Source organism: Mesorhizobium sp. P5_C1 (assembly GCF_054049815.1).
In genome coordinates this window covers 1-12,142 of record NZ_JBFULQ010000140.1, presented here as the reverse complement: position 1 = coordinate 12,142, position 12,142 = coordinate 1, and the positions used below count along the sequence as shown (strand labels likewise).

The window sequence follows — 12,142 nt, the reverse complement described above, 5'->3', positions numbered from 1 at the left end:
GGTTGTAGTCAAGCCGTTTTAGCTCTTACCAGGGCCCATAAAACGCAGCTTGCTCTTTCACCCAAGCGACGATAAAAGACGGGTCTTCCTTCCCGTCATGCGCCGCCCTTTATTGCTTTCGGCCGCGCCCGGCATTTGTCGCATCCCGCCGATATATTTTCCCCAAAGCAGATTCAGAGTCCGTCTATGCAAGAAATGAAACTCGCAGAGTTCAAGAACAAGAAGCCACCAGAGCTGATCGCTTATGCCGAATCGCTCGAGGTCGAGAACGCCAGCGTCATGCGCAAGCAGGAGCTGATGTTCGCTATCCTGAAGAAACTGGCCGCCCAGGAGATCGAGATCATCGGTGACGGTGTTGTCGAGGTGCTGCAGGACGGTTTCGGTTTCCTGCGCTCCGCCAATGCCAATTATCTGCCCGGTCCCGACGACATCTACATCTCGCCCTCGCAGATCCGCCGCTTTTCGCTGAAGACTGGCGATACGGTCGAAGGGCCGATCCGCAGCCCGAAAGAGGGCGAACGCTATTTCGCCCTGCTCAAGGTCAACACCATCAATTTCGACGATCCCGAAAAGATCCGTCACAAGATCCACTTCGACAATCTGACGCCGCTCTATCCGACCAAGCGGCTGAAGATGGAGATCGACAATTCGACCAGCAAGGACATCTCGCCGCGCGTGATCGACCTGGTGGCGCCCATCGGCAAGGGACAGCGCGCGTTGATCAACGCGCAGCCGCGTACCGGCAAGACGGTTCTGATGCAGAATATCGCCCACTCGATTACTGCCAACCATCCGGAATGCTATCTGATCGTCCTGCTGATCGACGAGCGGCCGGAGGAAGTCACCGACATGCAGCGCTCGGTGAAGGGCGAGGTTATCTCCTCGACCTTCGACGAGCCGGCGGTGCGTCACGTCCAGGTCGCCGAAATGGTAATCGAGAAAGCCAAGCGCCTGGTCGAGCATGGCCGCGACGTCGTCATCCTGCTCGATTCGATTACCCGCCTCGGCCGCGCCTACAACACGGTTGTGCCGTCATCCGGCAAGGTGCTGACCGGCGGTGTCGACGCCAATGCCTTGCAGCGGCCGAAGCGCTTCTTCGGTGCCGCCCGCAACATCGAGGAAGGCGGCTCGCTGACCATCATCGCGACTGCGCTCATCGACACCGGCAGCCGCATGGACGAAGTCATCTTCGAAGAGTTCAAGGGCACCGGCAACTGCGAAATCCAGCTCGACCGCAAGGTTGCCGACAAGCGCATCTATCCGGCCATGGACATCTTGAAGTCCGGTACCCGCAAGGAGGACCTTCTGGTCTCCAAGCAGGACCTGCAGAAGATCTTCGTGCTGCGCCGCATCCTGGCGCCGATGGGCACCACGGACGCGATTGAGTTCCTGATCGACAAGCTCAAGCAGACCAAGACCAACGCGGATTTCTTCGATTCGATGAACACGTAACGGGTTTGGCCGAAACATCCGGCCTATTTATCAAACCCCATTCCGGCAAAACCGGGATGGGGTTTTTCATTGTCCGAGATCAGGTCGCATTCCCGATACGGCGCGGCCGCATGTGGTAGCGGACTCCCCCGTCGGTGGAAGGCGAGGTTTCCTGATCCTATTGGCGTCGCAAGAGGTGTTCGAGCTCTTTGGGATTCGTCACAACGGGAAGGCAGACTTGACCGGTGCAGAGCCAGGCACCCGGCCTGTCGGTCGGCGGCAGGAATCCACCGGGCAGCGCGGGTCGATTCGCTTCCGAACCGATAAAAATGATAACGTCGACCCGACGCGGATCGGGGTTTCGATTCGCAACCGGAACAAGTTTGGGATTGGACGGATCATCAATTAGCACCAGCTTAAGCGGCTCGATCGCCAGCGCACAGGCGTTGACGACGCCTGCCTGGCCATAGGCCTGCTGCGCAGCGCGGCCGGCGGCATGCTCGGCGACCTTCCAGGCTTTTTCCTGCAGGTCGAGATCGCCGGTGACGGAGGCGAGCCGAACCAGCGCTTCGATGATCTGTCCGGTCGCGGAAGGAATGGCCTCGTCGACGTCGCCCCGGATGCGGATCGGCACGTCGGTGCTGTCGGAAGCGGTGAGATAGTAGCCGGTGCTGTCGGCATCGGCGTGCCAGAGATCCAGCTGCTCGATGAACCGGCTGGCCTGCTCGACATAACTCCAGTCGCCGGTGGCTTCGAACAGCGCGATCGCCGCATTGGCCATGGCGGCATAGTCGCTGGACAGCGCGGGAAACAATTTCCTCGCGCCCAGCATCGAGTGCGGCAAGCGGTTGTCGCGGCTGGCGGTGTTGATATGGGCAAAGGCCTTTGCCGCCGCGTCGATCCAGTCGCGCCGCGCCAGCGACCGGCCAGCCTCGGCCAGGGCTGCAATCATCAGGCCGTTCCAGTCGGTGAGGGTCTTTGCGTCGAGGCCCGGCCGGACCCGCCCTTCCCTTGTGGCGAGAAGTTTCGCCTTGAGCGGCACGAGTTGATCGCGATCGACCACACTTTGGGCTTGCTGGGAGCTGGTTTGATGGACGACCGGCTTGCCTTCCCAGCCATGCGGGCTGGCGAGCGTGAAGTATTTGAAAAACAAAGTGGAATCGTCGCCAAGTGCAGCTTCGATCTCTACCTTGCTCCAGGTGTAGAACAGTCCCTCCTCGCCATCGCTGTCGGCGTCGAGGCTGGCTGCGAAGGCGCCGCCGGCGACGCGCATTTCACGCAACAGCCAGCCGACCGTGTCTTCGATTCGTATCCGGAACAAATCATTGCCGCTTGCCGCATAGGCCCAGTTGCAGAAGTGGACGAGCTGGGCATTGTCGTAGAGCATCTTTTCGAAATGCGGCACAAGCCATTCGGCATCGGTCGAATAGCGGCTCAGCCCGCCGCCGACATGGTCGTAGATGCCGCCGCTCAGCATCCGGTCGAGGCTGAGCAGGACATCATCACGATGCGTGGAATTGCCATCGCGCAGCCAGGACAGCCAAAGCGTGAGCATGAATGGCGCATTGGGGAATTTCGGCGCGCCGCGCAAGCCGCCGAGATCGCGGTCGATCATGCCGTCGATGCCCCTGGCGAGGCCTTCGAGCGTGTCGCGATCAAGCACTGTTTTGGCATGCGAACCGGCGAGCCGGGCCTCGACATGCATCGTCAGGCCGTCGGCGCTCTGGTTCAGACTCGCCCTTTTCTCCCGCCAGGCCTTGTCCACCGATTGCATCACCTGGATGAAGCCCGGGCGGCCGTAACGCGGCTCGCGCGGAAAATAGGTACCGCCCCAGAACGGCTTGCCGTCCGGCGTCAGGAACATGGTCAGAGGCCAGCCGCCCTGTTCGCCCATTGAGGACAGGGCGGCCATGTAGATCTGGTCGATGTCCGGCCGTTCCTCACGGTCGACCTTGATATTGACGAACAGACGGTTCATGACGGCGGCGACGTCGTCATTCTCGAAGCTTTCATGCGCCATGACGTGGCACCAGTGGCATGCGGCATAGCCGACCGAGAGCAGGATCGGCCTGTCCAGCGCCCTCGCCTCTTCAAGCGAAGCCGGCGACCAGGCCCGCCAATGGACGGGGTTGCCGCTGTGCTGCTGCAGATAGGGGCTGGCTTCTTCGGCAAGCAGGTTTTGCGGGGGCAATGTCACGATGAGGCACTCGGCGATGCGATTGAACGGGCAAAGCTAGGGCAGTGCGGTAGAGCGGGCAAATGATTTCAAGGGATTCGATTGTCGCGCTGTCGAGCGGCCGGCTTCCTGCCGGCGTCGCCGTCATCCGCATTTCCGGCCCGCAGACTCGATTCGTAGTCGAAACGATCGCGGGCAGCATAGCTAAGGACCGGGCGGCGGTTTTGCGCAAGTTCCGAGCGCCTGATGGTGCCGTGCTCGACAGCGGCCTGATTGTCTTTTTTCCCGGCCCGGCAAGCTTTACAGGCGAGGATGTGGCGGAGTTCCACGTTCATGGTGGGCGCGCGGTGGTGGCCAGGATGCTGGAGACGATCACCGGCTTCGACGGTGTCAGGCATGCTGATCCCGGCGAATTCACCCGTCGCGCCTTCCTCAATGGCAAGGTCGACCTAGTCAAAACCGAGGCGCTGGCCGATCTCGTCAACGCCGAGACCGAGGCGCAGCGACGGTTTGCGGTCAAGAACGCGGAGGGCGCGCAAAGCGAGCTCTATTTGAATTGGCRCCGCCGGCTGATCCACGCCCGCGCCATGATCGAGGCCGAGATCGACTTTGCCGAAGAGGATGATGTGCCTGGTTCCGTTTCGGATACGGTCTGGTCCGATGTCCGGGGGATGGTCGACGAGATCGACCGGCACGTTGCGGGATTTCGCGCCGCCGAAATCATCCGCGATGGGTTCGAGGTCGTGATTCTCGGTGCGCCCAATGCCGGCAAGTCGAGTCTGTTCAACGCCTTGGCGCGGCGCGATGCAGCTATTGTAACGGATGAGCCTGGCACGACCCGCGACCTGCTTGAGGTGGTGCTAGATCTGGAGGGGCTGCGCGTCAGGTTGACCGACACCGCCGGGCTGCGCGAGGCGGCAGGAAAGGTCGAGGCGATCGGCATCGAGAAGGCAAGGGCCAAGGCCGATCGAGCCGATCTGTTGCTTCTGTTGCAGGACGTTGCGGAGCCGCAGGCGGTGGCTTCGATCCCGTCGGCGGTTCCGGCCTTGCAGGTCGGCACCAAGCGAGACCTTTTGGATAGCAAAGCGGCTGCCAGTGCGGACAGGCACTACGATTTCGTGATCTCGGTCGTCGATGGGGCCGGCGTTGACGCGTTGTTGGCGGAAATCGGTCGGCGCGCAGCGCGTGCTGCTGGCAGCGCCGGCGATATTCTGYCGTCGCGCTTGCGGCATGTCGATTTGCTGGGCGAAGCAAACCGCCACCTACACCGGGCAGTTGACGGCCGGGTCATCGGGCAGGAGTTGAGGGCCGAGGAGTTGCGGCTCGCCGCGGATCGGCTCGGCCGAATCGTCGGCGCCATCGACGTTGAGGACATGCTGGACGTGATTTTCGCGCAGTTCTGCATTGGGAAATGACTCACGTGAAACATTGGCAGCGCATCGCTGTGGCGACCTCCTTGATTCACGTGAAACACAGGTGCGGACGCTAGCCCTGCCCCTCATTGCCCTACGGGGCGCTCGTTGTTCGAAAAGCCAAGCAGTTGGCTTTTCGTCCGCTACGCGGACAACTCCTCAACTCCCGTATAGTGACGGGGAGAAAGAGGCTGGCCGCTGATGACCGCGCCCTCTCCCCGTCATTATAAGGGGAGAGGACGCCGGCAGGCAGGTGAGGGGCAGAGCCAAGCTGTGATTGCCCCTTCTGATCGGAGCGCGGATTCACGTGAAACATGGCGAAGACTCGCCACAGGGTTGTTTCACGTGAAACGAGCCGCGGAGTTTCCTTGACAGCATCGCCTTGCGGGGACATGTGTCGCTCAATCTTTTTCTATTCTAGGACGTTTGGAAATGACCGATCACTATGATGTGGTTGTGGTGGGCGGCGGCCATGCGGGTTGCGAGGCGGCGAGCGCAGCGGCGCGCGCCGGCGCCAGCACCGCGCTGGTGACACTGCGCTTCGACACGATCGGCGTGATGTCGTGCAACCCAGCCATCGGTGGGCTTGGCAAGGGCCATCTGGTTCGCGAGATCGATGCCATGGACGGGTTGATGGGTCGGGTGGCTGATGCCGCCGGCATTCAGTTCCGTCTGCTCAACCGTCGCAAGGGGCCAGCGGTGCGCGGGCCACGCACTCAAGCGGATCGCAAACTCTATCGCCTTGCCATGCAAGAAGCGATTCGGCTCCAGAACGATCTCGACGTGATCGAGGGTGAGGTTCTCGACTTCGAGATCGTCGATGGGCGGATTGCGGCTGTTCTGCTGGCCAACGGCCTGCGGCTCGCCTGTGGCGCCGTCGTTTTGACGACCGGGACCTTCCTGCGTGGCCTCATCCACATCGGCGACAAGAAGATCGTCGCCGGCCGCATGAACGAGCAGGCGAGCATCGGCCTGTCGGCGACCATGAGCCGCGTCGGCTTCCAGCTCGGCCGGCTGAAGACCGGCACGCCTCCACGGCTGAACGGGAAGACCATCGATTGGGCGTCGCTGGATCGCCAGGCGGCGGATGAGGATCCGGTGCCGTTCTCGCTGATGACCGATCGCATCGAAACACCGCAGATCGAGTGCGGCATCACCCGCACGACTGCGGCGACGCATGATTTGATCCGCGCCAATCTTGGCCGCTCGGCAATGTATTCCGGGTCGATCGAAGGTGTCGGGCCGCGCTACTGCCCGTCGATCGAGGACAAGATCGTCAAGTTCGGCGACCGGGACGGGCACCAGATTTTTCTCGAGCCGGAAGGGCTCGACGACGACACTGTCTATCCCAATGGTATCTCGACGTCGTTGCCGCAGGATGTGCAACTGGACATCCTGAAAACCATCCCAGGGCTGGAGCGAGCCGTCATGCTGCAGCCTGGCTATGCCATCGAGTATGATCATGTCGATCCGCGCGAGCTGACTACGGGCCTAGAGGCCAGGCGCGTCAGTGGTCTCTTTCTCGCCGGSCAGATCAACGGCACCACCGGATATGAGGAAGCAGCGGGGCAAGGCCTGCTCGCCGGCCTCAATGCGGCGCGTTGTGCTGCCGGCAGCGAGCAGATCGTGCTCAGCCGGACCGAGGCCTATATCGGCGTGATGGTCGACGATCTGACCAGCCGCGGCATCAGCGAGCCGTACCGGATGTTCACCTCGCGGGCCGAGTTCCGGCTGTCGCTGCGCGCCGACAATGCCGATGAGCGGCTGACGCCCCTCGCTGCGAAGCTGGGGATCGCCTCGGCGCAGCGGATGCAGCGCTACGGCGATATGATGCAGCAGCTCGACGAAGCGCGTCAGCTGGCGTTGTCGCTGACCATGACCCCGAACGAGGCGGCGCGGCATGGGCTCGAGATCAACCGGGATGGCGTGCGCCGCTCCGGCTATGAACTGCTTGCCTATCCCGGTGTCGACATCGGTTGGCTGGCCGGCGTCGAGCCGAAGTTCGCGACGGTTGATGCCAAAACGGCCGAGCGCCTCGAAACGGAAGCGAAATATTCGGTCTATCTGGACCGGCAGAAGACGGATGTGGCGCAGATCAGGCATGAAGAGAGCCGGCTGATCCCGGAGACGGTCGATTTCGCCGGAGTGCCCGGGCTGTCCAACGAGCTGAAGCAGAAGATGCAGGCGCGGCGGCCGCGCTCCATCGCCGATGCCCAGCGCATGGAAGGCATGACGCCGGCCGCGCTGGCGATCATCGTCGCGCATGTGCGCCATGAGGAGAATGCGCAGAGGCCTGAGAGGGACGTTGCGTGAACTCTTTCTCCTGGAAGAGCCTGCAGGACGCGGCCGGTCCGGTTTCACGTGAAACATTCGACCGCCTGGTGACGTTCGAACAGATGTTTCAGAAATGGAACCGCAGCATCAACCTGGTTGCGCAGTCGACGACAGGCGATGTCTGGCAGCGTCACATCCTGGACAGCGCGCAGCTCAGGCGTATCGAGCCGACCGCGAATCGCTGGGTCGATATTGGTTCGGGTGGCGGATTCCCGGGTCTTGTCATGGCCTTCCTGCTTGCCGAGCGCGATGGGGCGAGCATCGATCTGGTTGAAAGCAATCGCAAAAAGGCGTCGTTCCTGCAGACAGTCATCGGCCAGTTCGGTCTGCCGGCGCGGGTGGTGGCGCGCCGCATTGAAGACAGTCATGCGCTGGTCCCGGCGCCGCAGATCGTCACGGCGCGTGCCTTGGCCTCACTTTCCACCTTGCTGGACCTGTCGGCGCCTTGGCTGACCTCAGGCGCGCGTGGCCTGTTCCACAAAGGCCGGGATTACCGCGCCGAAGTGCAAGAAAGCGTTCACCGATGGGCCTTCGATCTGGTAGAACATCCAAGCGTTACCGACCCACATGGCGTCATCCTCGAACTGTCGAATCTTCGACCTGTCTGATTTGCTCCAGGCGACCCAAAAATGAATTTCTGGCATAGATCCATGATGAAGAATGGCCCCCGAATCATCACCGTAGCCAACCAGAAGGGCGGCGTCGGCAAGACGACCACCGCCATTAATCTGGCTACTGCGCTCGCGGCGATCGGTGAAAAGGTGCTGATCGTCGACCTCGATCCGCAAGGCAATGCCAGCACCGGCCTCGGCATCGACCGCAAGGATCGGACGGTCTCGTCCTATGACGTGCTGACAGGCGAACTGGATCTGGAAGCCGCGGCGATCCCGACGGCGGTGCCCGGCCTGTCGATCGTGCCGTCGACCCTCGACCTGCTCGGCATCGAGATGGAAATCGCCTCGGCGCCAGACCGGGTGCTACGGCTGCGCAACGCCTTGCGTGCCTCGGCCGACCGTTCGGCCGGTTTCGGCTATGTGCTGATCGACTGCCCGCCTTCGCTCAATCTTTTGACGCTGAACTCGATGGCCGCGGCCGATTCTGTGCTGGTGCCGCTGCAGTGCGAATTCTTCGCGCTCGAAGGCTTGAGCCAGTTGCTGGAAACCGTCGAGCAGGTGCGTCGTTCGATCAATCCGGATCTCACCATCCAGGGCATTGTGCTGACCATGTACGATGGCCGCAACAATCTCGCCAACCAGGTGGTGCAGGATGTGCGGGCGCATATGGGCGACAAGGTCTACGAGACCATCATTCCGCGCAATGTGCGGGTGTCCGAGGCGCCGTCCTACGGCAAGCCGGCGATCCTGTACGATCTGAAATGCTCAGGCAGCCAGGCCTATCTGCAGCTTGCGTCRGAAGTGATCCGCCGTGAGCGCAAATTGCGCGCCGCTTGATTAGCCAAATGCTTAATTAAGAGCCGATTCGATACCGAAACGATCTGGAATGTAACTGGAAGTGTTATGAGCGAAGACCTTTCGAGAAAAAGACTGGGGCGGGGACTGGCAKCGTTGATCGGCGAGATCGATCGTCCTGCGGCACCCGAAAAGCCTGGGATGAGCGCCGACGGCAAGGTGCCGATCGAGTTCCTGACCCCAAATCCGAAGAATCCGCGACGGCATTTCGGCGAGGCCGAACTCACCGACCTCGCCCACTCGATCCGCGAGCATGGCGTCGTACAGCCGGTGGTGGCGCGGCCGTCGCCGACACAGGCCGGCCGCTACGAGATTATTGCCGGCGAGCGGCGCTGGCGTGCGGCGCAACGCGCCGGGCTGAACGAGATCCCGGTCATCATCCGCGAGGTCAACGACCGCACCGCGCTGGAACTGGCGATCATCGAGAACGTCCAGCGCACCGACCTCAACGCGGTCGAGGAAGCGCTTGGGTACCAGCAGCTGATCGACGATCATGGCTACACCCAGGCCGATCTCGGCCAGGTGATCGGCAAGAGCCGCAGCCATGTCGCCAACACGCTCAGGCTCTTGAAACTGCCGGATGTGATCCGCGACATGCTGGTCGACGGCGCGCTGTCGGCGGGCCACGCCCGCACGCTGGTGACGGCGGAGGATCCGGCCGGGCTTGCCAAGCGCATCGTCGAAGAAGGGCTTTCGGTGCGCCAGGCCGAGGCGCTGGCGCAGATGCCGGCCGGCAGCAAGGCAAAGGAAGCCAAGCCGGCGGCAAGTCCTGAACAGAAGGACGCCGACACGCTGGCGCTGGAAAAGCTGTTGACCGATACGACCGGGATGATTGTGTCGATCGACCACAAGAGCAAAGGCGGCACGCTTCGTGTCGCGTATCGGTCGCTGGAGCAGCTCGACGAGCTGTGCCGCAGGCTGAAGCAGGAGCGGTAGTTAGCCGGCGAATATCCTGGTGGCGGCTGATTCCCGAGAGCCTACTTAACTCGAATCCGCTTGTCATTCCAAGTGCTTGGCACGCCAGCACCGCCCCTCACCTGCCTGCCGGCATCCTCTCCCCGTAAACGGGGGGAGGGACGCTGTCATCAGCGGTTTCGACAATCGCCAACGTCGCAGGAAAGCGCCAGCGTTGCAGCCAGCCCCTTTCTCCCCGTTCTACGAGAAAAAATGCCCGGCAGGGCAATGAGGGGTGGCGCTGACCTCGACGGCTGAGCCGTCAGTCCCAAAACTACCGCTGCGCCAGCCGGCTGCTTTCCACCGCAATGCCAAGCAGTGCCTGCCGCGCCAGAGCGACGGAGAGATCCGGGCGCCGCCGCGTCTGCAGCACAGCGGTCTGCAGCCGGGTCAGCGCGCGACCGAGGGCTTCGCTGCTCCAGCGCTCCAGCGCCTTCTCCACCAGCTTGCGCCGCGAGAAAAAAACCGGCGGGCGGGCGGCGGCAACGACCGAGGCGGCGTTGCGGCCGGCAGACTCCATCTGGCCGCGCATGGCCTGGATCGCCTGCAACTGCCGCATCGCCGATGACAGCACCAGGAATGGCTGGCCGCCGGATTGGCAATGGCGGGTGAAGGCGGTGTCGAAGTCGCCGACCTTACCTTCGAGCAGTGCGTCGACGGCGTCATCGAAAGAGGCGCCTGAGACGTCGCCCGACATCGCCCTGACCTCTTCCAGCCCGATCTCCTTCTGGCCATGGGCGTAGAGAATCAGCTTTTCGATCTCGCCGCGCGAGGCCAGCCGGTCGCCGCCGAGATTTCGGCGCAGCGCCTGTCTTGCCTCCAGCGTCATCGACATGCCGGCCTTGCGCAATTCGTCGTCGATGACGGCATCGATGTCGCGGGCCTCGTCGGCATAGCAGGGCAGCGCCATGGCATTGTCCGCCGCCTCGACCAAAGCACGCAGCCCGACGCCCTTCTTGAGATCGCCGGCCTCGATCAAGATGATGGCGTCGCGTGGCGGCTCGGCAGTCAAAGCCTTGACGTCGTAGGCCAGCGCCTTCTGGCCGCTGGCGTTGCGCACCCACAAGAGGCGCCGGTCGGAAAACATCGGCACGGTGCGCGCCTCGTCGAGCAGCCGGCCCTCGTCGCGGTCAACCTCGGAGCCGTCGAGCCTGACCACGGAGAACGGATCGTCGAGCGGCAGGCCGGTCTTCTCGGCAAAGGCCTTGGCGCGCTCGGCGACGAGCCCGCGATCGGGGCCGTAAAGCAGGACGATCGAGATGCGCTGGTCCGGACGGGCCAGCCAGGAATCGACCTCGAAAGCTTTCTTCTGTGCCATGGGGGGTGGTTAGCATGATGCCGGGGCGGAGTGAACGGTGGAGAGCGCGATCTCCTCCCTTGTGGGGAGATGTCCGATAGGACAGAGGGGGGCGCTGTCCCGCCGACCTCTCTGTCGGCTGCGATTTGCCCCAAGGCCTGTTTTCGCCTGTTTCTAACACACCAAAGTGGTGATCCTTCACGCCCCGCTCTGACCTGCCGGGCATCTCCCCCACGAGGGGGGAGATTGGCGGCTCCTGCCGCAGCACCAGTCGCTTGATCCGCCCAATCACCTTATCTTCCGGCAAACCTCCGGCAACCTTGCCCCAAATTGCGCGCCGCCGCCCAATATCGACAAGAAATTTCGCGGAGATATCTTCATGTTGTGCCGGGGAGGCTGGATCTTGGATCGAGGCCCGAAAGGCCTGCCCCGTCGAATTCGCACTGGTCTGGTGGCGCAGATATGCAAATATCCTTGGCCGGGGAAGTTTGGGCCAGGGAAATTTGGGGCCAGGCAACGTTGGAGGACAAAGGTCATGGCCGATGCTGGGATGTTGCGTTTTCACGTTCCGGAACCGGAAGTGCGGCCGGGCGGAACCCCCGACTTTTCCAACGTGCCCATCCCCAAGGCCGGCACAGTGCCGCGCCCCGACATCGATGTCGATCCGCGCACCATCCGCGATTACGCCTTCTCGATCATCCGGGTGCTGAACCGCAATGGCGAAGCAGTCGGCCCCTGGGCCGGCCTGCTTTCCAGCGACGAGCTTCTGGCCGGCCTACGCGACATGATGACGCTGCGAACCTTCGACGCGCGCATGCAGATGGCGCAACGCCAGGGCAAGACGTCGTTCTACATGCAGCATCTGGGCGAGGAGGCGGTGGCCTGCGCCTTCCGCAAGGCACTTGCCCCCGGCGACATGAATTTTCCGACCTATCGGCAGGCAGGGCTGCTCATCGCCGAYGGCTATCCGATGGTCACGATGATGAACCAGATCTACTCCAACGAGGCCGACCCGCTGAAGGGCCGCCAATTGCCGATCATGTATTCGTCGAAGGAGCACGGTTTCTTC

Annotated in this window: 9 protein-coding genes; 7 read left to right on the top strand and 2 right to left on the bottom strand. The window is 62.6% G+C overall.

The features are described 5' to 3' along the window. Nucleotides 1-186 precede the first annotated feature (186 nt). Nucleotides 187-1,452 (top strand): transcription termination factor Rho, encoded by a 1,266-nt coding sequence (gene rho / locus ACXJ7R_RS13780; protein WP_095083886.1) that lies wholly within the window; start codon nt 187-189, stop codon nt 1,450-1,452. 157 nt (nt 1,453-1,609) lie between these two features. On the opposite strand, the gene ACXJ7R_RS13775 is transcribed toward rho, so the two are convergent. Continuing rightward, complete coding sequence (locus ACXJ7R_RS13775) at nt 1,610-3,628, bottom strand: thioredoxin domain-containing protein (protein ID WP_457152313.1); 2,019 nt, start codon at nt 3,626-3,628, stop codon at nt 1,610-1,612. 62 nt (nt 3,629-3,690) lie between these two features. Here ACXJ7R_RS13775 and mnmE point away from each other — a divergent pair, with 62 nt between their 5' ends. The 5 genes from mnmE to ACXJ7R_RS13750 all read left to right on the top strand — a co-directional run bounded on the left by mnmE (nt 3,691) and on the right by ACXJ7R_RS13750 (nt 9,758). Further along, the gene (gene mnmE, locus ACXJ7R_RS13770) at nt 3,691-5,022 is read left to right on the top strand and encodes a tRNA uridine-5-carboxymethylaminomethyl(34) synthesis GTPase MnmE (protein WP_457152312.1); all 1,332 of its coding nucleotides are present in this window, start codon (nt 3,691-3,693) and stop codon (nt 5,020-5,022) included. A gap of 429 nt (nt 5,023-5,451) precedes the next feature. Continuing rightward, complete coding sequence (gene mnmG / locus ACXJ7R_RS13765) at nt 5,452-7,332, top strand: tRNA uridine-5-carboxymethylaminomethyl(34) synthesis enzyme MnmG (protein WP_457152311.1); 1,881 nt, start codon at nt 5,452-5,454, stop codon at nt 7,330-7,332. After that, nucleotides 7,329-7,961: a 16S rRNA (guanine(527)-N(7))-methyltransferase RsmG gene (rsmG, locus tag ACXJ7R_RS13760; protein ID WP_457152310.1), complete on the top strand. Its 633-nt coding sequence runs from the start codon at nt 7,329-7,331 to the stop codon at nt 7,959-7,961. Before mnmG ends, rsmG begins: the two co-directional genes overlap by 4 nt. Nucleotides 7,962-8,003: 42 nt before the next feature. Further along, the gene (locus tag ACXJ7R_RS13755) at nt 8,004-8,804 is read left to right on the top strand and encodes a ParA family protein (protein WP_095084379.1); all 801 of its coding nucleotides are present in this window, start codon (nt 8,004-8,006) and stop codon (nt 8,802-8,804) included. A 66-nt stretch (nt 8,805-8,870) separates the two neighbouring features. Further along, nucleotides 8,871-9,758 (top strand): ParB/RepB/Spo0J family partition protein, encoded by an 888-nt coding sequence (locus ACXJ7R_RS13750; RefSeq protein ID WP_457152309.1) that lies wholly within the window; start codon nt 8,871-8,873, stop codon nt 9,756-9,758. Between the two features lie 292 nt (nt 9,759-10,050). On the opposite strand, the gene holA is transcribed toward ACXJ7R_RS13750, so the two are convergent. Then, the gene (gene holA / locus ACXJ7R_RS13745; protein ID WP_457152308.1) at nt 10,051-11,094 is read right to left on the bottom strand and encodes a DNA polymerase III subunit delta; all 1,044 of its coding nucleotides are present in this window, start codon (nt 11,092-11,094) and stop codon (nt 10,051-10,053) included. A 514-nt stretch (nt 11,095-11,608) separates the two neighbouring features. Between holA and ACXJ7R_RS13740 the strand changes: the two genes are divergently transcribed. Continuing rightward, nucleotides 11,609-12,142: thiamine pyrophosphate-dependent enzyme (locus ACXJ7R_RS13740; RefSeq protein WP_457152307.1), on the top strand; the 534-nt coding region annotated here is incomplete at its 3' end.